At 57.0% G+C, this 18219-nt stretch carries 21 protein-coding genes; 5 read left to right on the forward strand and 16 right to left on the reverse strand.

What is annotated here, in order from left to right:
* From DWZ82_RS13265 to DWZ82_RS13335, 15 genes are all read right to left on the reverse strand, one after another.
* On the reverse strand, positions 1–1356 hold a 1356-nt coding region (locus DWZ82_RS13265; protein WP_199667505.1), incomplete at its 3' end, for a hypothetical protein.
* Entirely contained in the window at positions 1356–2390 is a 1035-nt protein-coding gene (locus DWZ82_RS13270; protein ID WP_118481197.1) for a hypothetical protein, read from the reverse strand. The genes DWZ82_RS13265 and DWZ82_RS13270, both read right to left, overlap by 1 nt.
* A 9-nt stretch (positions 2391–2399) precedes the next feature.
* Positions 2400–4319, reverse strand: a complete 1920-nt coding sequence (locus DWZ82_RS13275; RefSeq protein ID WP_118481198.1) for a hypothetical protein — start codon at positions 4317–4319, stop codon at positions 2400–2402.
* Positions 4320–4322: 3 nt separating this feature from the next.
* Complete coding sequence (locus DWZ82_RS13280) at positions 4323–4700, reverse strand: hypothetical protein (RefSeq protein WP_118481199.1); 378 nt, start codon at positions 4698–4700, stop codon at positions 4323–4325.
* Between the two features lie 53 nt (positions 4701–4753).
* Entirely contained in the window at positions 4754–5809 is a 1056-nt protein-coding gene (locus DWZ82_RS13285) for a chitobiase/beta-hexosaminidase C-terminal domain-containing protein (protein WP_118481200.1), read from the reverse strand.
* An 18-nt stretch (positions 5810–5827) separates the two neighbouring features.
* Positions 5828–6739 carry a hypothetical protein gene (locus tag DWZ82_RS13290; RefSeq protein WP_118481201.1) on the reverse strand — a complete coding sequence of 304 codons (912 nt, stop codon included), beginning with the start codon at positions 6737–6739 and terminating at the stop codon, positions 5828–5830.
* 322 nt (positions 6740–7061) lie between these two features.
* Complete coding sequence (locus DWZ82_RS13295; RefSeq protein ID WP_118481202.1) at positions 7062–7367, reverse strand: hypothetical protein; 306 nt, start codon at positions 7365–7367, stop codon at positions 7062–7064.
* Between the two features lie 12 nt (positions 7368–7379).
* Complete coding sequence (locus tag DWZ82_RS13300) at positions 7380–7604, reverse strand: hypothetical protein (protein ID WP_118481203.1); 225 nt, start codon at positions 7602–7604, stop codon at positions 7380–7382.
* Positions 7597–9192 carry a portal protein gene (locus DWZ82_RS13305; RefSeq protein ID WP_118481204.1) on the reverse strand — a complete coding sequence of 532 codons (1596 nt, stop codon included), beginning with the start codon at positions 9190–9192 and terminating at the stop codon, positions 7597–7599. Before DWZ82_RS13305 ends, DWZ82_RS13300 begins: the two co-directional genes overlap by 8 nt.
* Complete coding sequence (locus DWZ82_RS13310; RefSeq protein WP_118481205.1) at positions 9185–9745, reverse strand: hypothetical protein; 561 nt, start codon at positions 9743–9745, stop codon at positions 9185–9187. The genes DWZ82_RS13305 and DWZ82_RS13310 overlap by 8 nt, the downstream gene beginning before the upstream one ends.
* Positions 9729–11075, reverse strand: coding sequence for a phage terminase large subunit (locus tag DWZ82_RS13315; RefSeq protein ID WP_118481206.1), 1347 nt, complete (start codon positions 11073–11075; stop codon positions 9729–9731). Before DWZ82_RS13315 ends, DWZ82_RS13310 begins: the two co-directional genes overlap by 17 nt.
* Positions 11072–11596: a helix-turn-helix domain-containing protein gene (locus DWZ82_RS13320; protein ID WP_118481207.1), complete on the reverse strand. Its 525-nt coding sequence runs from the start codon at positions 11594–11596 to the stop codon at positions 11072–11074. Before DWZ82_RS13320 ends, DWZ82_RS13315 begins: the two co-directional genes overlap by 4 nt.
* 134 nt (positions 11597–11730) lie before the next feature.
* Positions 11731–12321: a recombinase family protein gene (locus DWZ82_RS13325; RefSeq protein ID WP_118481208.1), complete on the reverse strand. Its 591-nt coding sequence runs from the start codon at positions 12319–12321 to the stop codon at positions 11731–11733.
* Positions 12322–12500: 179 nt separating this feature from the next.
* A complete protein-coding gene (locus DWZ82_RS13330; RefSeq protein WP_147356943.1) occupies positions 12501–12866 on the reverse strand; it encodes a hypothetical protein in 366 nt (121 codons plus the stop codon).
* Positions 12867–13064: 198 nt separating this feature from the next.
* Complete coding sequence (locus DWZ82_RS13335; protein ID WP_118481210.1) at positions 13065–13859, reverse strand: rolling circle replication-associated protein; 795 nt, start codon at positions 13857–13859, stop codon at positions 13065–13067.
* Positions 13860–14038: 179 nt separating this feature from the next.
* On the opposite strand from DWZ82_RS13335, the gene DWZ82_RS13340 reads away from it, so the two are divergent.
* Genes DWZ82_RS13340 through DWZ82_RS13355 form a run of 5 tightly spaced genes read left to right on the forward strand, consistent with a single transcriptional unit; the run spans position 14039 to position 16724 of the window.
* Positions 14039–14806 (forward strand): hypothetical protein, encoded by a 768-nt coding sequence (locus tag DWZ82_RS13340; RefSeq protein WP_118481211.1) that lies wholly within the window; start codon positions 14039–14041, stop codon positions 14804–14806.
* Between the two features lie 4 nt (positions 14807–14810).
* Positions 14811–15218 carry a hypothetical protein gene (locus DWZ82_RS13345; protein WP_118481212.1) on the forward strand — a complete coding sequence of 136 codons (408 nt, stop codon included), beginning with the start codon at positions 14811–14813 and terminating at the stop codon, positions 15216–15218.
* Positions 15219–15221: 3 nt separating this feature from the next.
* A complete protein-coding gene (locus tag DWZ82_RS13350; RefSeq protein WP_118481213.1) occupies positions 15222–15554 on the forward strand; it encodes a hypothetical protein in 333 nt (110 codons plus the stop codon).
* A gap of 1 nt (position 15555) precedes the next feature.
* Positions 15556–15732 (forward strand): hypothetical protein, encoded by a 177-nt coding sequence (locus DWZ82_RS15225; RefSeq protein WP_158575258.1) that lies wholly within the window; start codon positions 15556–15558, stop codon positions 15730–15732.
* Complete coding sequence (locus DWZ82_RS13355) at positions 15732–16724, forward strand: AcrVA2 family anti-CRISPR protein (protein WP_118481214.1); 993 nt, start codon at positions 15732–15734, stop codon at positions 16722–16724. The genes DWZ82_RS15225 and DWZ82_RS13355 overlap by 1 nt, the downstream gene beginning before the upstream one ends.
* 15 nt (positions 16725–16739) lie before the next feature.
* Here the strand turns inward: DWZ82_RS13355 and DWZ82_RS13360 are convergent, their stop codons facing one another.
* The gene (locus DWZ82_RS13360) at positions 16740–18212 is read right to left on the reverse strand and encodes a PcfJ domain-containing protein (protein WP_118481215.1); all 1473 of its coding nucleotides are present in this window, start codon (positions 18210–18212) and stop codon (positions 16740–16742) included.
* Between the last annotated feature and the right edge of the window lie 7 nt (positions 18213–18219).

Genomic DNA, 18219 nt, shown 5'->3' on the forward strand with positions numbered 1-18219 from the left:
TGCAATCGCCGCCATAGCGGTCTGGGATGCAGCTACCGCTGCCATGTTGGCATAGTCTGCCGGCTTCAGACCGGCAGCGCCGACAGCATACTTTGCAGTTGCCATGTCGGATGCTGCGATTGCGTCCTTCGCTACCTGCGACTTCTCGATAGCCGCCATAGCGGTCGAGGACGAAACAACTGCGTTAAGCGCAGTGCTGTTCCCGATGATTGCCGTCATAGCGGTCGAGGACGACGCTACGGCCGTCATGTCGGCATAGCTGTCCGGGTTGAGGCCAGAAAGGACTGCCACGGCCTTGCCCATGACTGCGCTGGTCGCTCCCGTGAGGGTCGCCCAGGCTGTTTCATTGGCCTTGACGGCATCAACTGCAACCGCGCTCCCGTAGACAGCAGCCACGGCAACATAGGACGCAGCCACAGCCGCCATAGCGGTCTGGGACGATGCAATCGCCGCCATAGCGGTCTGGGACGATGCAATCGCCGCCATAGCGGTCTGAGATGCCGCTACTGCGGACATGGCAGCCGACGACGACGCAATCGCCGTCATGTCGGCATAGTCCGCCGGATTCAAACCGGCCAGCTTCGCCGCGGCCTTGCCCATAACTGCGCTGGACGCTCCCGTAAGGGTAGCCCAGGCTGTTTCATTTGCCTTGACAGTTTCAACCGCAACCGCGCTCTCGTAGACTGCGGCCACAGCCACATAGGACGAAGCTACCGCGTTCATCGCTACATGAGAAGTCACCACCGTATTGAACGCTGCGGTGTTTGCAATGACCGCCGTCATAGCAGTTTCGCTTGCAGCTACCGCGTTCATCGCAGCCTGAGAGGTTGCAACCACATTGAGCGCCGTCGCGTTGCTGACTACAGCCGCCATTGCAGTCTCACTTGCAGCCACGGCAGTCATCGCGGTTTCGCTTGCGGCAACAGCCGCAATGTCCGTGTAGGCAGCACAGCTCTGTCCTGCCAGAGTTGCGATCCATTTCCCGGCGCTTACCGTGCCGGCACCTGCGGCACGGGCCATAACCGGATCGTGCAGGATTTCCAGACAGCGAGCGCTGTCCGCATACATCGCGTCCTGGCTTTCCGCTCCCGCCTCGTAAATACTGCCCAGAAACGTCTGTACCGCATTTTCGATATACGGCGAGGCCGCAAGCAGCGCATACAGCTCCTGTGCGTTCTTGTCCGGTGTTTCCGGCTCGTAGCCGAGCACGACAGCAACGCCGCCTGCATTGCTCACAAACGCCTGTGCCTGTGCCCTGCTGGCAAGGATAGTGCGCAGGCGGTGTACGCCTTTTCGGTAGTTATCCTTAAACTCATGCGAGTAATAACTAAAATCCTGCTGAATCTTCTTGATCATTACTCGTCACCTCCAAACTCAATAGCGATATAATCCATTTCGATCTTCTTGTCCGTTGTAACTGTGCCGTATGTCGGCAGCGTGATTACCGGCAGCGTCACGCCAGAAACATAGGTGACCTTGCTGTGACTGGGCGAAGTGCCCGTATCTGAGCCGATATAGCCGGTAGCCGTTGTCACCGTGCCCTTCGTCGCACTGCCGCCCTGCAAACTCGGCTGACGCAGGCAATAGAGGAATCCTTCCGCAGTCACGCTCTTAATTTCGCAAAAGCCGTCAAATTCCTTCGGCGTCACCGTCAGGACCGGCACGCCCTCGAACGGATGGCGGAACTTGAACGTGTTCCAGCCCGCACCGGCATTGATAAAGCGGCCGGTCTCCATTGTGTAATCGTCCAGCTCATTGGTGCTGCGTGCCGGCTCTGCGGCCTCGATCATATCAAGCACATCCTGCGCCAGCCTGTCCGCCGTCACGGCCTGCAGCGCCAGCTTGATGGTGGTCACGCCGTAGTCCGGGATAACGCCCGCCGTTACATCGTCGATCTGTCTGCGGATTTCCTCGAGCGCGGCCTGTACCGTCCCGCTCGTCACGCCCTTGAACGGCGTAATGCCGACCCTGCCCGCGCCCTCGGCGGATTTTACAGCATTGATATACCGCACAAGGTTAGCCTGCAGCTGCTCGAGCGCCGCCTGCACGGTGTTTGCGTTCACGCCGTCAAACGGCGTCATGCCGACGTTTTTCGCGCCGTTCTCCTTTACCTCTCTGCGGTAGTCCTCAAGGTTCTTCTGGATACTCTGCAGCTGCTCCTGCACCGTGCCGCCGGTCACGTTGGTAAATGCATCGGCGCCGATCTGTCCGGCGCTGTTTGCGGCCTGCAGGCTCTCGATCAGCTTGTTAAGCCTCTCGATAATAAGCAGCGGCAGCAGATCGAAAACCTTCTTGTTTTCCTCGGCCGAGCCGGTCAGCGCGTCCGGCTGGCTCTGCACGCCGGTCTCTGCCGCTTTTTCGGCTGAAATTTTGCTTTCATCAAACGTCATGTCCTCACCTCACTGTCTCTTTGCGTACTTTGCAATAAAGTAACGGATGACCACTTCGTGTACGCCGAAGCCCTCGTCCACCGTGTCGGACTGCAGAATGACCTGAATCGCCTTCCAGCCCTTTCGTTTGAAAAGAAACGGGATAATAGAGTTGACCACCGTTCCGAACGGAAACCGTTCAAAGCTGATATAATGAAAATTCAGCCGATCCGCTGTCACGCGCTTCATGAGCGTTCCGTGGTCGGTTTCGAGTCTTACCCAAATTTCAACCGCACTGCGCGTGTACGCCTTGAGGTGTACGCCGCTGCCGCGCTTGGGCATGGTTTTCAGTATCATCGGCGTGTTCATCGTATCGAGCTTGGTAGCCCACTCGGTGTGGATGGCCGCGCCGTCATCCGAGAACGCGTTCATCATAATGTCATTGTTCTCGTCTACCAGATCGTCATTAAACCGGCAAACTCTGCCGTCCTCGGTGCCGAAATACAGCGCCTGTTCGTGTGAACAGAGCACCTTTGCGGGCACGTTCGTCCAGAAGTACCATTCATAGCCGTTGTCGCTTTTGTCCTGATTGCCGTCTGCCACATACGCACAGCCGTCTATCACAAGCACATACCAGCCGCGCCAGCAGGCGGCTACAGCGTCCGCAAGTCTGCGCTCCTTGCACAGCTTGGGGTTGACACGCCTCGACCGGCAGAATAACTGCCGCACCTGCATGTTGTTGTAATACGTCGTAGTCGGCGCATATACGCCGCGCGGACTGAGATACAGAGGATCATCATTCAGGTTTGCCGAGGAATACTTTGCAATCGCACCGTAACCCGGCACGCCCTCTTTCAGCGGAAAGGTTGCCACATCGTTCAGCATTGCGCCCGAGTGGTGCCAGATCGTGCCCTCCTGCCGGTTGTCCTTCTTGATGAGCAGTAATTCACCCTGTGCCTTGAGATAGCACATAATGGGGAAATCGCTCGAACCCACGACAGAATAGTTAATGTCGGGGAAATATGTCGGGTCGGACAGGCCGGAAAACCATTCCATAGCCGCGTGCTCCTTGTTGCCGGAAATAAAAACGCGGTTGCTGCTGCCATCCATGCCGTAAATCGCAAAGATGGTGCAGCCGAGCACCTTCTTCCGGTCCTCGGTGGTCTTGGCAAACTTCACTTCAAAATTGGAGATACCGGCGTTCTCCGGCGCGCTCGGTGCTGTCTCAAACGTCACCGTGCCCTTCTCCGCATCGTAGCTTTTCACAGTAATTGCACTGCCGTTTAGATAGGCCGCCGTCGGCGTGCAGTCCTTGTCAATGCCGGTCACGTCCAGCTGATAGGTCGTGCTCGAGCCGTCTCCGATAAAGCGGTTCTTACGCCACTTGCACAGCATATTAACGTTTTCGTAGGTCTCGCCGCCGCCTGCCGCCTTGCGCTGATAGCTAGTCAGGGGACAGTAGGCGTTATCGTCTGTCGCGTGTACGGCGGTTTTGCCGTCATAAACAACGTAGTGCTCGCCGGTCAGGATGAACAGCTTGCCGTGCATGTAAAAGCCCTGGCTGCGGCCGCCACTGTTCAGCTTGTCCAGCAGCTCCTTGCGGCTGTCCTTTACTTCCTTGTAGTCTGCATCGAGCTTTACGGCATACAGCTTGCTGCCCGCATGGACGATGAGCGTCAGATTTTCCTCGTCATTGTCGTTCTCATAGGGAAAAATACCGGCGACAGGAACAGCCTTGCCGTCCGCATCGGTAAACCGTAGCAGCGTGCGCCATCCATAGCGCCGCTCGGGGAAACCTCCCTCGTCTGCGATCACGTTCACCGCACGCGGCGAGCGTCCATCGTCGATCTGGGTCTCATCCGTGGAGTAGTCCAAACCCTTAAAGCGCTTATAATGCTTGGTGCCTTCCTCGGATTCCGTGAAATCCGGCACCGTAACCTTACGCGGCATAGCTTACTCCTCCCCGTAATCCGGCACAGCGGGCGCAGCGTCCTCGAGCGCCGAAACAAACTCATTCCGGAACATCACGCTTTCCGCCTTACGGTTCTCATCGTCGAACAGCAGTGCCGCAGCCAGTCCCCACGGCAGCGCAACGCGCGTGATCCGGTCGTCCCAGTCGAGCGCCGTGCTGTCTATCGTCGTGATCTCCGGCGCGCTTGTCAGCTCCTCGTCACCGCGCTGTGCGCGGATGGCATTCTCATACGGAAGCGCCTCCACAAGCAGGCTGTCCAGCAGCGGCGGCGAATAGCTGTCATAATCGACATCCGTGCCGGGTGCTTCAATAATTTTCGCCAGTGCCAGCGTGTAAATGCGTTTAATAGTCGTCGCCACGCTCTCACCTCCTAACAAACAGAGGGCGGGCAGCCGCCCGCCCTCCTGGGTCTTTACTTATCCGTAGCCTCCGCTACATCCGAAGTCAGCTTGCCGCCCTTGCCGAACGCAACGACCTTGATAGTCTCGCCCGCCTTGGTGGCAACCGTGCCGCCGGATGCGACCAGCATGCGGTTTGCGGAGAAGCGCGGGTCCGAGCCGTCCAGCGTGTACCAGATTTCGTCCGCATCTGCCGCCGTAACGGTCGCACTGTGCGAAGCGATCGCTACGGTGCACGCCTGCTGGCTTGCGGCCTTGGCCACAACGACAACCGAATCCGCACGGCTGGAAAGCACAAACAGATCGTAAATCTGACGGCCCTCAACCAGAGAACCGGAAACGCCGGGGGGATCGGTGTGGATTTTGGTATCGTCAATGGTATACGGGAACGCAAGCGCCTGCTCGTGAATCGCAAGCATATAAACGTCGGTCGGGAACAGTCGGTCGGGAACCTTTACAACAGTAAAGCCCGCAACCTGACCGACGACGCCTGTGGGCAGCTGCTTGCCCGCCAGATTGTCCAGCTTGACCCACTCGTCCGAGAGGATGATCTTCTTGTAGTCACTCAATCGGACAAAAAGGATACGGCCATCATCCGGTACATAGTGATCGTCCATATAGGCGGCAGCATCATAGACGGTGGAGATAATGTCGCTCTTGGTCGGTGCAGCAGAAACGCCCTGAATATGGCCGAATCGTGCAATGCGGCTGAAGCCGTACTTGTCGCCGGTCGGCACGCACTTCTCGGAGATCTGCTGGCGCAGGTACTGGCCGGCCTTGTTGCTGATAGCCTGCTGAGAGCCGTCGCCCTTGTCTACAATGGCGGTAAACGCCTTGTCCTGGGTGATGGTGTACTCGTTTACGATGTCCTGTACATCGTTCGGCACGCCGTAGCGGTCCTTGCCCTCTCGCTTGTAGTCGTTCAGCTCGCTGGTGAGGATCTGGTAAACCTTGCAGGTTTTCTTGCCGATCATGTCAACGTGCGCCTTGCAGTGCGGGCGCAGGAACGAGGTATGGGTATACAGCTTTTCTACAGCTTTTGAATACTGTTCAGTAAGATAAATAGGCATATTGTAAAATCACTCCTTTTACAGTCCCAGTAAGCCGCGCAGGAACGGGTCGCTCGTGTCGCCCTCATTGCCCTGCACACTTCCCGGGCTTGTCATTTTGTTCTGGTTGTTCTTCTTTTCGATCTGTACAGCCTGTGCATTCTGCTCAGCCTGATAGCGCCAGTGCGCGGCAACGGGCGTCATAGCTTCCTGCTGCACCAATTCAAGCACGCGTTTTGGCACTTCCTCGAAACTTTTCACGCCAGAGAGTGAAACATATTCTTCCCACGCGCGTGCATCGGCTTCTTCTCGTGCCTGTTCAACAGTCTGATCAATGCGCTGCTGCATGGCGGAAAGCTCCGCCCGCTGCTGTTCGGCGGCCTGTGCCGCGGCTGCACGCTGGGAAGCCATGCGGCCCTCGGCTATCGCCTTGAGCGCCGCATCCGGCGTTTCCGGAAACTCCGCGCGGCACTTCTCGATTTCAGCCGAGAGCAGCTGCTCATTGCGTGCGCCCTCCAGCTGTTCCAGATACTGCTGCCGGTTCATGCCAGCGGCCTCAGCGTACTGATCCAGTACACGCATTTCCCGCTCAGCCTTGCGGTCATAATTCATGCCCTTCTGGAGCAGTTCGACCGGGTTCGCGCCGAGCGCACCGGTCAGCGCCTGCACTGCGTCTGCCGGCAGCAGGATCTGCTGTCCGTTGTAGACGAGCGGCACGGTCTGCACCGGCTGTTCCACCGTCTCCGGCGGTACTTCGCCGCCCTCCGGCGGCTGATTCTCCGGTTCTTCCTGCTGCTCTTCGGCGCGCTGGTTTTCCGCGCCGTCCTGCACGGTCTCCTCTGCGCCCTCGGCGGCGGTCTGCTGGTTTTCCAGATCGTCATTGCCTTCAAGCGCCGCAAGGAAATCGTCGCCGTTAAAACCGTCCATGTGATTGCTGGTCTTCCAATTCATTTAGACAATCCTCCTATATGCAAAAGGCTTTCGTCTCATTGCCGTGTGTTTATCGTGTGTTCCTGCACTCCGGCGGACGCAGCACCATTCCGCTGGTACTGCACCCGCTTGTATCCTTGCACGCACGGGGAATGCGTAACCCGGACGCGGGATAATATGGCGAGAATCCCACGCCCGCCGCAGTGCAGGAAAATATCGTGTTCCGGCGCTCGGACGGACGCCCTCGACCCGAACGAGGGTGCCCGCCATCAGAAAGAAATAAGGGGAATCAATGGGGCGGGTGAGGTCAGCTCCCGCCCGTCCGAACGCCGGAACAGAAAAATCAATAATCAGGTTCGAGAATCGGAACGCCGTACTGCACAGCACATTCGCGCTCAATCATGCAGCCGCGTGCGTCCTTCCAACCCTTGGCGAAATAAACGAGATCCGCATCTGCCATAAGCCGGATAGACTCAGCCAGGAACCAAAGTGGCTTTGCGTCGTGCGGTGCATCCTTAAAAAAGGAGTCGATGATTTCGACAGGCTCACCGATATATTCAGTCGCTTCGCGGATAGCACGCTCACGTTCGCGTTCAATCTCATCGTTGGTCTTGTCCTTCATCGGCTGAGAAATAAATAACTTTTTCATGCCGTACCTCCCTCAAAACCGGAACGGTCTGTCCGTTCCCTTCTTGGTGAACTTCGCCTTCTGCGCGTCCAGTTCCTCCTGCATCGCCGCAAACATGCTTTGAACCTGCTTGTCGGTGTACTCATAGTCACCGGTCGCAAAATTGCCGATCAGACTGATAGCCTTGCACGCACGCGAAACGCGCGGCTCTGCCAACCTTACAAAGCGCTCCGCCTTGCTCTCATTGTTGTTATCCATTCATTAAACCTCCCTGCTGTAATGCCTGCTGCATGCTGGCCTGCTGCTGCACTCTCTTTGCAGCCTCGACCAGTCCTTCCTGATCCTTAACCGAGCCTTCCGGCATGCGGCTGAGGAACTCAACCATATTCGGCATAACGCCTGCCGTCTGCAGATTGTTAAGCGTAGATACCTGCAGAATCCTCGACCAGTAGCTTGCCTCACCAATGTGAATATTGAGATCCAGCGCCTCCACCGGCAGGCTTGAGAAGTCATACATCTCCACAAGCGTCTGCTCCTGCGTCTCGCCGGTCTCGTCTGTCATCTCGTCAGTGATCTTGACCTGACGCATGCCGTAATAGGCATGCATCATGTCGATGAGGACCCGTTCATAGTCCTCAACAAACTGATAATATGCGATCTTGGTCAGCGCGAGCGGCGCGGCGTTCGCGGTCTGCACCGCAACGATTGCACTGCTGTTCTCCGGATTCTTGACGTTGCCGAGCGCGGCATCATTCGCACCGGCAACATTTTTCAGTGCGTCCGTCATGCTGGACGTAATGCCGGTTGCCTCTGTGGGAATGGGCATCGAGCCCGCAACGCCGGTCAAAGCGTCCTTCACATCGCCTGTCACGCCGATAGACGTCGCGTCCGGGTCCCATCCCTTGGGGAACTTATTGCGGTTGTAAACCAGTTTGGGCATGGCGTTGTTCCGCAGCATGAGCGCAAGCGCCGTCCACTGCTTATTGATCTCAATCTGCGTGTTGATGAGCGGTTTGATCTCCATCACGCCGTGATAGCAGTTCTTCCGCGGCTTCCAGCTCATGTACGCGACGGGATAGAGTGTCATTTCCGTCGCCACATCCTGCTCGATCATCACGCGCCCGCAGGAGCGGCAGTAGTGCACGCGGCCGTCTTCGGATTTCCAAAACCGCACAAGCTCATTGCCGAGACTGTCGCTATTGTTCTGCTCATCATCGCCCTTGTACAGTCCGTCGGACTCGCCCTCTATACTCTCCCGCTCGGCACAGCCGAGCCGCTTCGCGTCCTTGCGGATTTCAGAGACCGGTCTGCGGCGCACAATAATAAGGTACGGCTGCTCCTGCACGTTCGCATTAGATGGATTTCCGAACAGAATATTCGTGTTCATCACCTGTTCGGCGCAGATTTCTCCCTGCACACCGCCCAAACCGGACTGCTTGCAGGCGTCAAAGTAAAAATACAGCGCCGCGTCACCATCTACGCAGGCGTCACGCAGGACCATGTGGTGCTTACTTTTCAGTTTTGTTCGCTCAACCACACGATCAATGCTCTGCTCAAGGATTTTCGCCGCATACTCGGCCTGCTCATCCGGAAGGAACGGCTCAACCTCCTGATCCACATCGTTCGAGACGATCTGCGCCACCTTGTAATGTACGATAGGGTCGAGAACGTTCATCGTGATCGGCCGCAGGTTCTTGCTTTTCAGTCCTTCCCACTGCTTGCCCTCGACGAAGTTCTCGCACTGCTTGACGTTCTCGTACAGCCCGATACCGGTGTTGTACTGCACACCTTTTTCGTATTCGGCCTGTATCCTGTCAGCCGTGAGCGTGATTTTCTGCTCATTCATCGCTCAAATCCTCCTGCCCGTGGGCGGTGCCGTCATAGCGGAGCAAATTGTTGAACTCACGCATAATGCGGCCCTCGGCACTCAGCCTGTAAGCCTGTTCCTTGAGGAATTCCTCTTTCCAGTGCTCTGCGGTCTCCCGCTCGGTGATGAGCGCCTCGTTCAGCTTGCGGCGCTCCTGCTTGAGGCCGTCTACCTCGTTGCGGGCGCTCCACATCGCGCTGATTGCCGCGTCGTGTGCATCCTTGGTGGAATCGAGTTCTTCCTGCAGCTCCTTCGCAGCTTTGCGTCCGGTCTGCAGCTCCTGCCGCAACCGGCAGGCCGTGTCCTCACTCTCCCGCAGGGCGGTCTCCACCTTGGTAATGCGGTCCGCAAGCTGCGTGCGCGCCGCCTCCTCAGTGTGCAGGCGTTCCTCCATCGTCCGCGCAGTCAGCTGAAAGGATTCCGCTTCCACAGTTTTTTGCCGCAAATCCTCGCCCAAGCGCTTGGCGTTTCGGGTCTGCACAGCAGCCAGAAAAGCACACATCGCCGCAACGGCGCTAATAGCTAAATACATTTCCCATTTCCTCCTCAGTAGTCAGTTCGTTGTACTCTCTGGGTTCGCTTGCCGCGATCGGACGGCCGGCCACAAAGTACCGCAGCATGTCAGCCGGGTGGGTGTACTCGTGCGGATCGTTTGCCACATCATCCGGGTGCTTCTCATCGTGCAGCAGCATCGGCAGGCTCTTGATGGTCTGCGTGCAGTTGGAGCAGATCATCAAACTCGGCTTGCCCGTGTCCCGTCGTACTTTCAGATATTCTTTCAGATCGAGCCATCCGAGCACGCGGTCGTTTTTCGCCTTTTCCAGATACACACCGCATTCTGCAAAGCGGTCTGCCGCGCTGCGTCCGGTGTCCTGCCGCCGGTTCCAGAGGTCAGGCGGTGCAAAGGTGATCGCATCGCGTTCCAACTCGTCCGAGCGCTCCAGGATGGCGTTAGCCGCGTCAGATAATATAAGTCCATCGTGTCCTTCTCCCAAATCCTTGCCCTCGCAGAATTCCTTGTACAGATACGCAGTGCCGTTCTCATCCACGGCAAACCAGCCGACGGCCAGCATATCAAAGCCGTAGTCGAGCGCCTTGTACCGCGTCCAGTGCTCCGGAATTGGGAACGCCTCGCAGACGTGCGTCTCGCGCCGGAACTCGGGGAAATACTGTCCCTCGAATACGTCCCAATCGCCGTACAGCATCGCCCGCTTGCGGTCCTCGGGCAGATTTTCGAGCGACTGCACATAGTTAGGTGAGTTTTTGACAAGCCACGGATTGTCATAGACCGTGGCCTGAATGAACTTGTAGTCCTCTGCTCGTTCCTGCTTGACATAATCTCGATCGATAAACAACCGCTTAAACCAGGCATGCCCAACGCCGCCGGGGTTGCAAGTCAGGTACATTCTCGGCGGGAAGAACTCCCGCATCTGACCGGATGAGCGGTTGCTCTCGGTCATTGTTGTAAAAACGTTCTCAGGAAAAAGCGTGCACTCCTCCAGAAAAATAACGTCATAAGCCTGTCCTTGGTACTGGAGTAAGTCGCTGTCGTTCCGGCAGTAACCAAACTTGAGCCGTGAGCCGTTTGGAAACTCAAACGCCTTGTCCGCGCTCTTGTACTCCGCAATGCCTTTAAGCTCCCGCATAGCCGGAATAATGTGGTTTTCCCGCAACTCCGGGTACGTCCGGCGCATAAACAGAATCTGAATGCCGTCATACCTCAAACACAGCATATTGGCCTTGAGTCGTGCGACAAAGCTCTTGCCGCCACCTCGTGAGCCGCCATAAGCCGTGTAATGAGACCGGCTTTTCATAAACTCAACCTGTTTCGGATAGGGTTTTGGAATCACAAAGCTGTTCATTCTGCCAGTTCCTCCGCACCATCCACAAACGTGATCTGCACACCGGTGCCGTCCTTCTCGCCGAGGTGCTGCTCCAGCGTTTCCTGTCTTGCCGCAACATCCTTCATGGTTCCGGCCAGCTCGCGCAGGCCGACGCCGGTGTAATCGCTTACAACGTTTCTTAGACTTGCCACCTCGGCCTCGCTCAGCGCAATCACGCCGTCCTTGGCCGCTTTTTCAAGCACTGCCAGTCCGTCATTGATGGTCCGGGTGTCCTTTGCGGCGGCCTGGGCCTTGCGGTCGAGCGCGCGCAGAACCTTGTCCCCGATCTTCTCGCACCGGGCAATCTGCTTGCGGCGTATCTCCCGCCGTGCAGCCACACCGTCCTCGTCACTCTCGTTCTGGGTGTGCACCCAGTCGGCAAGCGTCGATTTGGGAATGCGCATCCGGCACGCAGCGTTTGTGATCGAAACGCCGCTCGCCACGAGCGCAAGCGCCTCGTCTTTAATTTTTTGATCGTACTTGCTCCCGCGCTGCTGCATCCAATCACCTCCCGCGCGTGTCTTGTTTTCTGGATTTAAGTATAATCGGGAATTTCGGACAAAACGGACAACTTTGTTCTGACAGCAAAAAAGCGCCCAGACGAGCCTCACAGCCCGCCCAAGCGCTTGTGTTTTCAGTCATTCTGTTTTGCAATGAATTCCCGCTCGTACTCCTTCAGCAGCCGATCCAGTGTCGGCCTGCTGATCCCGTTTTCCCGTGCGATCGTTGCCTTGCTCTTGTGCCGTGTTACCCAGTTGTGATATGCACCAGCAATATCTGCAATCTCCGTCTTTTTCCTGCCCTTGTACTTGCCCTCGCGCTTTGCAATCTCGATTCCCTCCCGCTGACGTTCCAGCATGTTTTCCCGCTCAAACTGATTGATGATTGCAATAAAGCCGATCATCGCACGCCCCATAGGGGTCATGGTGTCAAAGCCCTCCTTGTTGCTTTTCAGATGGATGCCGCGTTCCTGTAAATCCTTGGTCAACGTCATCAGGTCAGCAACGCTTCGGCTGATACGGGAAAAGTCGTGGATGTAGATTGTATCGCCCTCTCGGGCATAGTCCAGCATTTCCCGCAGCTTCGGGCGGTTCATATCCTTGCCGCTCACCTTCTCGATAAACCACTTGTCAATGTCATACTGCTTCAAGGCTTCCACCTGCCGCGCCTCGTTCTGTTCCTCAGTCGATACGCGCACATACGCTAATTTTGCTCCGTTTGCCATGTTATCCACTCCTTGTTGATGTTTTGTAAAGTTGTATTCTTGACTTTGCTTTACAACTGTAAAACAAAGCGGAAAACCATGTTATTTTTACGTTTTTCGGTGCTCCTGCACACCTGCCCATTTGGGCATGTTCTATTTTTACACCGCAGGGCACAGCAAAGCGGACGGGTGACACATCGTCAGTCCATCCGCATATATCGTTCGACCAACTTCCTCGGACCGCTCTCATCTGCATACCCCATCCGCCGGGCGCACTCGCTCCAGCTTTTGCCGTCCAGATACCGTAGCCGCAGGGCGCGCCGGGTCATGGAGTCTGAAACGTTGTCGATCCACTGCCGCACCGTGTCGCGCTCATCCTGGCACTCGGCCTCAATGGCCTGCAGCCGATCCCGTGCCGCGTCCAGTGCATCCCGACCAAACAGACAGCCAACGCCGTAAGTCTCCTCGATCCGCTTGTGGTGCCGCGCCTCCCGTGCAAACCGTTCTCTTTCTTCTTCCAGTTCACAGACCAGACTTTCAATCTGCCGCAATCTGTCTTTTGTCACCAGATACACCTCCTGCCGCATCGGCCTCCCGCCTTGCGCTCGTCACTGTTACGCGCTTCCGCGCGCTCCGTCCTTTGAGAGAGTACAAACAGTAATGTGATTACACTCTGTATTCATTTGTCCGAACCTCTCCGATAAACCGCAGGGGAATTGTTAGACCCCCTACAAGGCTGTCAGGCGGACCCGGCCGCCGATATCTTAAACTTTTCTTTGCCGTCTCCTGCGCAGCCGTTCCCACGGATCGGGAGCAGCCTTGCGCCGCTGTGCCGCCCACCACGCGCTAAACGCCGCCTGGTTGTAAATGCGGCCGACCATAACCTCATAGCGGCCGAACTCGTTCGCATTCTGTACATGCTCGATGATTTTCACGCCGGGCGGCACTTCGGCCTCCTCCTCCTCGCCCAGTCTGAGCCGCACCGGCTCGGCGGGCGGCGTGAGATTGCGGCTTGTGGAGTATCGTCGCGCACCTTTGCCCTTGTGACAATCCTCCTTGAGCAGATAGATGGCGGTGTCCTCGAAAAAGTCCGCGCCCTCGCGCAGCGTCCGCACATCGGCCAGACCGGAAGCCCAGCAATCACGCACCACCTCGGCCAGCTGCACGCCGTGCGCGCCGCTGAGGATCAGGTGGTGATGCAGCCGCACCGGCTCACCGTCCATGTCATGTTCTTCCGTTACCGCTATGTATTTGTAGGTGAGGCCAATCTTGGCATACGCCTTTTTCATCTTCGCATGGAATTTCTCCAAAGCCCGCGCTCTGGACGCCTCCGGCGCATACGTCAAGCAAACAAACAGATCCCGACCGCTCACAAAATTCGCGTTGATCAGTTGCATCAGCCGCCACTTGCGCTGTCGCCGGTTGATCTCCTGCTTGGCCTTCTCGGTTGTCCGCCGTCTGCCCGCCCTCTGCCTGGGCGACATGCCCGGCATCGTGCCCATGGAATAAAGGCACATCTGATAGAGCGCACCATTGCACTCCTGTTTTTGATAAATCATAAATCACCTCTTGCGGCCGACTCCTGCATCTGCGCCGCAACATATTGCACAAAAATATTATATGTTTTTCGTCACTTGACTTTGCGCAAACTCTATATATCTATTGACTTTGCGCAAACTCTATGCTATAATAAAGACAGTTAAAGAGATCAACAAAAAACCTGAAAGGGGTTATCAATATGGCAATCGCTAACGCAACCTGCAAATGTGCAACCTGTGGCAAGGAATTTGTTATCCGTGCCAATAAGCGCAATACCGAGATCGCCCGCAATTTCGAGCAGTGGGCCGTCGCCAATATCACCGAGTGTGACGAGTGCCGCCACAAGCGCGAAACTGCAGCAGCCGCAGCAGCTACCGCTTACATGCCGGAGCTGACCGGTTCCCCAAAGCAGATCAGCTGGGCAATCAGCATCCGCGCTGATTTTGTTCACCAGATCGAGCATTCAACCGATCTCGACAAGACATGGAAAGCCGCATTTGATGTTATCGCAGCACACAAAACCGAGGCAAAGTGGTGGATCGAGCACCGCGGCATGAGCGCAAACCTTCTTTGCACCTCTACCGTTAAGGATGAGCCGGAACTGCTTGAGGAGATCAAAGCATCTGTTGAGTCCAAGCCGCAGCCCGCAGAGGCGCCGGCCGAAGAACCCGAGCCGCAGCACACTGCAGCAGAAATCCATGAATACCTGTTAAACCGCTATCCGCAAACTCACGACGATCACCTTGAATTTATCGTGCATATCGACCGCGCAGGCCGATTGACCAATGTTCCGTCATTGGAAACCTCATATTTCACTGCAGCCTTGCCTTACGAGGCGCTCGGCCTCAACCCGGACTGCCGGCCGGATCAGCTTACCGCAGCAATAACAGCTGACCCAAAACACGAGTTCGAGCGTATTTGCAATCTTATCGCTAACAATATCAGCCACGCCAGCCGAAAGGAGTAACACCATGAAAAAGATCATCAACAACCGCGTTTACGACACATCCACCGCAAAACGCTGCTCCGATCCTGTCGATATCGGCAGCATCGAAGAATACGATTTCTACGCCTTGACCCTGTACCAAAAGCGTAACGGCGAATTCTTCCTGTTCCGCGACGTATTCCGCGGTCCGCTGGACGATGGCATTGTTCCGCTGTCCTACGAGGACGCGCGGCAGTGGGCTGAAAGCAACGTTTCCGCCAACAAATACGAGGAGCTTTTCGGCACCGTATCCGAGGATGACAGCCGCGCAGCTATCAATCTTTCGCTTCCCTGCTCGCTCATCGAGCAGGCCCGCCGTATCGCGGCCGCACAGAATATCAGCCTCAGCGCCTATGTCGAGACGCTGCTCACAAATGCACTCAAGGAGGACTGAAAAATGAAAACAGAGCTTTACCGCAGCTTTGAAGGAAAGCTGGACGTCGGCAACGAAGAAGGCTATATCATCTATAATATCGGCGGCGGCCGCCTGCAGATCGAACGTTACAACGTATGGACACACGGCCCGCAGGAGCCGTTCCGCATTCCGTCAAAACTCCTGCCGCCGGAGGACTACGGAAACGAAGCAAAGATCGCCGAACTTTGCGTAGACGCATGGTATGGACGCCGTGCCGGTACTGAGATTTACTTCCGTAATCGCTGGTATTCTGATGAAGCGATCGAGAAGATCCAAGCGCTGCACGAAGATAACGTCTGGCAGAAATACGTCTGATATGTCAAAGCCATACTACAAATTGTGGGCGGCCAGCATCACCTTTGAGGGCCGCACCTACCACCTCGGCCGCTACGCAAGCATCGCGGAGGCAGTCGCCGCCCGCGAAAAAAAGGAAAAAGAGCTGTTTGACCCTATCCTCATATCCCACGGCCGAAAAACAAAGGAGGAGCCTTAATGATTGCGGAAAATCAAACACCTCTGCCTCTTGTCCGCGAATGGACGAACCTGATCCCGAACCTGTGGGAGGATTTCGCCGAGCTGGCGAAACGTGTCCCCCAAGTCGAGCCGGAATTGGCCGATGATGCCGAATTGGCCGCCGCGCTGAGCATCGTCCAAAAGCGGTCCGCACCGAATGTACCTGCATTTGCAAAAGTAAATGCAGCCTACGAGCTGCACGCGCTGGCGATCTGGCGGACACACAAGATCGTGTATGCCTACGACAGCGCCCTCGCGGCCGAGCTGATCGAGCAGGCCGATGCATGGAGCGATGCGGACGAGCTTCCGGTCGAGGCGCTGCTGCACCCGCCCTACAAGCTGCCGTTCATCTCCTCGCCGGGCATGATAAGCGAGGATTTTATCGGATTTTTTCCGTATATCACGCGCGACGTCGATACCAGAGAGGCGATTTTGTGCCTGACATGGGTATTCACCGCGCGGGATTCGGTGACGCAGATGCTCAAGCTGTCGGGCAAAACCATCGGCGACTGCATCCGTCGGACCATCCGCCGAGCAAATGCAGCCAAGCACGATAAGGATGCACGGCTCAATTTTGACCGCAAGAGTATCATGCGCGGTCTGAATTTGTACCTGTATATCTGCTCACAAAACGCAGATATAAGCGCTGCGCCGGAGCCCAGCTACCGGCCGCGCACAGCGGGCGCGCCAATCCGTGATAAGTTCCGCGAGATTCAGTCCTATCCAACAGGGCTTGTAATCGGCTCCGCACTCCGGCGAGCGCGGACTGAATCGAAACACCAAGCCGCCGCACATACACGGCAAGCAGGAGGCCATGTCCGCGTACATACCCGGCGCGGGCACTGGCACCACTACTGGTGCGGACCGAAGTCCGAGCCTGACAAACGGCGGCTCGTCCTAAAATGGACACACCCGATCTTAGTCGGGAGTAAATCCGATCCGGATGTCACGACAATCCATCCCGTCAAGTAACCCCAAAGCCAGCCCTCACGGGCTGGCTTTACTCTTCATCCTCCAGACCTTCCGCGCCTCCGCGACAAAGAACTTGCGATAGTCGCACTCATACGCGCCAAAGCCAAAGGCGACCACCGCCGCCGTCATGCAGGTAAGGAGTTCCGCCGCCGTCAGCCCGTTGCTGACGGCGTTTTTGATAAAATCCCGCATCTCCTCGCCCTCGCGCACGATCTCCTCGGCGCTGTCCACCGGCCGGATGAGCATCCCCTTGTACCGCCAGCACATCCAGCCGAGCAGCCGCCGCCGGGTGCGGAATTTCTCGTTTTTCCCGCGGTTCGCCAGCCGCCGTTCGCGTTCGCTCAGGCGCGCGTGCGCCTCATGCAGATCGTCCGGCAGCCGGTCGCCGTATATGCCCAGCCGCCGGAGCTGATCCAGATAGTCGCGGTGCTCTATCAGCATCGTGCTGAGCGCTCTTTCCGCGCGCCGGGACTGCCGCTCGATGTACTTGCGCCACTGCCGGATTTCGATTTCGCATTCCTGCACGATGTCGGACCAATCAACCGAAAACGCTAGCGCACTTGCAAATGCCGCGCTGGCCTTGTCCGGCCGAGCCGCACCGGCAGATTTCAAGGTGCGATACTCAAACGCCGCCGCCAGCCCAAGGTTTTCCCGCCGGAACAGCCGGATGTCGGCCTTGTCCAGCCCGCGGAACAGCTTGTCCGGCGTTTTCGCCCGCAGATTAACGAGCATCCTAAACCGATGTCCCCAACCGTGCTCGCGCTCCCGCAGCCAGTGTCCGAGTCCCATCTTCCACAGGTATTCCGCCGCCGGATACTTGCAGTACAGCGCCAGATAATTCGGCAGATCCTGCAAAGCCGCGTAGGCATGCTCAAGCTGACTGTATTGCAGACACGTTCCGCGCAGCTCCTGCTCACTCGGCAGCGCCCAGACGTTCGCCCGGCGGTTTCCGGCGAAGGTCGTCCAGCCCACGAAATTGCAGTTTGTCAGCAGCTTCCAGCCGTCACCGAAGCATAACGACTGTTTCCAGATCCACTTGCGCGCGCCGCCCTCGAAGAACACATACCGGGCGTACTCATTTGCCGCGTACTTGCAATCGAGAAAATCCGGATTCATCCGCACCTGCAAGCTGGTCATCCAGACCTCACCGCGCTGTCCGCGCTGAAAAAAGTGGAACGCGAACGAGCAGCCCGCCAGTGCCTTGCGCCTGTCGTTTGCCGGCCAGCGCGAAGCATGGATATACCTGCCGCAGCGCGGGCATATCCTCCATTTGCTGGCCGGTCCGGCGGAATGCGGCTCGGTAAACCGCTCCCGGCAGGCCGTGCAGAAGCATTCATACCGCTTGGTGTAGCTGTCCGGCCCAAAGTAATCCTGCTCATCCCCGGCGTAAAACCGGAAAAAAAGAAATTCCTCGTGCTGCACATTCTCGGCGATCAGCTGCTGCAGCTCCCAGCCGTCGATCGGCGGAATGTCGTTGACCTCAAACACGATTCCC

The organism is Butyricicoccus sp. AF35-5AC, from assembly GCF_003477715.1.
Taxonomy (GTDB): Bacteria; Bacillota; Clostridia; order Oscillospirales; family Butyricicoccaceae; genus Agathobaculum; species Agathobaculum butyriciproducens.